The organism is Actinospineispora acaciae DSM 45401, assembly GCF_000620785.1.
GTDB lineage: Bacteria > Actinomycetota > Actinomycetes > Mycobacteriales > Pseudonocardiaceae > Pseudonocardia > Pseudonocardia acaciae.
The window spans coordinates 1-2,042 of the sequence record NZ_JIAI01000078.1 but is presented as its reverse complement, the minus strand read 5'-3'; the positions used below and the strand labels follow the sequence as shown (position 1 = coordinate 2,042).

Here is a 2,042-nt window from a genome sequence, read left to right as displayed (position 1 = left end):
TAGCCACTCACGGGTGCACACCCGCGGGGGTGATCCGATGGCTGGACCACGGCGTTCGCGCGTGGTGCTGGTCGCCGCGGTGCTCACCTATGTCGGCAGCGCGTTCCTGCTGATGGTCGGCCTGGTGCTGCTGCTGGGCACGGGCAGCGGGAAGTTCTTCGGTCAGCCGACCCCTCGGGTCTGGCTCGCGGGCATCCCGGTCGCCATCGACGCCGCGCCCGTCGTCGGCGCGGTGCTCACCGTGCTCGCGCTCGCCCTGGTGGCGCTGACCGTGCTCACCCAGCGCGGGCACGGCGCGGGCCGAGTCGGCTTGACCGTGATCGGCGCGGTCGTGATCGTCCGGCTGCTCTACGCCGCGGTGACCACCGACCCGATCTCGCCGCTCCCGCCGGCTGCTTGGATCGCGCTCGCGGTGATCCTGGTGTGGGCCGGTCGAGGTCGCTCGTAGACGGTGGTGCTAGGCGCCCAGGTCGTTGGCTTGGATTGCGGTGAGCAGGGCGTGCCACTGGGCGGTGGTGACGGTCAGGATCGGGCTTGCGGCGCCGAGCTTGCTGTCGCGGACGAGCACGAACCCGGACCGGTCGGCTACTTCGACGCAGTTGGGGGAGGTGTTTCCGCTGTAGGAGCTCTTGCGCCAGGTGGCGCGGGTCGGCTCAGGCATCGGAGAATCCCTTCCATGCTTCGGTGATCATCTTTGTGGACTCGGCTTCGTTGAGTGCCCGCTGATCCAGGTCGTCCCAGACCAGGTTGTAGGCGCTCACCTCGTCGGGCTTGGTGAGATACCTTGCGCCGGTCAGAGAGTCGGAATAGGCCAGCGGCGGCTCCAGCGGTTCGCCGGCGTACTGGTCGACCGGGAAGTCGAACAGGACGAACGGGCTGATCGCGCCCATGCCGCCGTGCGCACCGACGGAGAACGGCACGATCCGGGCCGATACGTTGGCCTGCTGGGTGACGTCCAACAGGTGCCTAAGCTGCTCGGCCATCGCCGCGTTCCCGCCGACCGGCCTGCGCAGCACGGCCTCGTTCAGGATCGCGGTCAGGTGCGGGGCGCGAGGCCGTGTCAGCAGCTTCTGGCGTTTCATCCGAACGTCGACCAAGCGCCGTGCCTTCTCCTCATCGGCGTACCCGGCGGGCACCTTGTGGATCTCCTCCGCGTAGGCCCGTGTCTGGAGCAGCCCGGGGATGAGCTCCGACTCGTACGCGCGGATCGTCTCGGCCGAGTTCTCCAGGGTCAGGTAGAAGACTCCCCACTCCGGGATGGTGGTCTCGGTGAAGTCGTGCCACCAGGACTTCTTGGGGCCGTTGCGGGTCTCGGCGGTCAGCGCCATCAGAAGCTGGCTCTCTTCCCGGTCCGCGCCGTACAGCTCCAGCATCGCCTTGACGTCGACGTCGCGGAACCGCACGTGCTCGTGGCCCTCCTCGATGCGGCCCAGCGTCGCCCGCGCGCGCTGCAGCGCGATCGCGGCCTGGTCCTGGGTGATCCCGGCCCGGACGCGCAGCGCCACGAACCGCCGGCCGATGTGTCGTCGGATCAGCGCCGATCCCACCATGTCCGTCACCGACTACCTCCCGCTCCTGGGCGGTGTCTCGCCCAAATTAAACGCACATTGTTCTGAGGTATTCAATAGGAGTCGCCCTAATGCGACTCCGGGCGAAGAATAGCGGAAGAATCCGGGTTAGATTTCGTGCGTATGGTTGAGTTTTAGCCGGGCTCGCAGTTCAATGGCCTCTCCGTTTTCCGCATACGTGAGGACAGCGAACCGAGATGACTCCGCCGGATCGGGCGTCCAGTCGCACGTGTGTGGTCGTGGGTGGGGTGGTGGAGCTGGTCACGGCGATGACGTCGGTGGTCGACGGGTTGGAGCATGCGGTCGCGGACTCGGAGTTCGTGCCGGCTCGTCATGGTGGGCGGTATCGGGCGGTGTGTGGGTGCCTGGTGGTTCCGGGTTCGTTGGCGGAGCCGCCGGGGCGGGCGTGCGCGGGGTGTGTGGGTCGGTTGGTGTGGCGGCCGGTGGTGGCGACCGCGCGGCGGCGCCGGCGGG

3 protein-coding genes and 1 pseudogene are annotated in these 2,042 nt (G+C 68.2%); 2 read left to right on the top strand and 2 right to left on the bottom strand.

The annotated features are described in order from the left end of the window. The first annotated feature begins 37 nt into the window (after positions 1-37). On the top strand, positions 38-448 hold the full coding sequence (locus tag N912_RS0148195; RefSeq protein WP_156994473.1) for a hypothetical protein: 411 nt from the start codon (positions 38-40) through the stop codon (positions 446-448). 9 nt (positions 449-457) lie between these two features. Here the strand turns inward: N912_RS0148195 and N912_RS0148190 are convergent, their stop codons facing one another. Together N912_RS0148190 and N912_RS0148185 are read right to left on the bottom strand one after the other, a co-directional pair. Beyond that, positions 458-661 (bottom strand): DUF397 domain-containing protein, encoded by a 204-nt coding sequence (locus tag N912_RS0148190; RefSeq protein ID WP_028928020.1) that lies wholly within the window; start codon positions 659-661, stop codon positions 458-460. Further along, complete coding sequence (locus N912_RS0148185) at positions 654-1,550, bottom strand: helix-turn-helix domain-containing protein (protein ID WP_028928019.1); 897 nt, start codon at positions 1,548-1,550, stop codon at positions 654-656. The genes N912_RS0148190 and N912_RS0148185 overlap by 8 nt, the downstream gene beginning before the upstream one ends. Positions 1,551-1,807: 257 nt before the next feature. Between N912_RS0148185 and N912_RS65455 the strand changes: the two are divergent. Then, a pseudogene (locus N912_RS65455) lies at positions 1,808-2,042 on the top strand (hypothetical protein); the annotation flags it as partial.

Excerpts from the sequence above, each read along its gene's own strand:
- N912_RS0148195 (WP_156994473.1), top strand. The coding sequence starts at position 38 with ATGGCTGGACCACGGCGTTCGCGCGTGGTGCTGGTCGCCGCGGTGCTC.
- N912_RS0148190 (WP_028928020.1), bottom strand. The coding sequence starts at position 661 with ATGCCTGAGCCGACCCGCGCCACCTGGCGCAAGAGCTCCTACAGCGGA.
- N912_RS0148185 (WP_028928019.1), bottom strand. The coding sequence starts at position 1,550 with ATGGTGGGATCGGCGCTGATCCGACGACACATCGGCCGGCGGTTCGTG.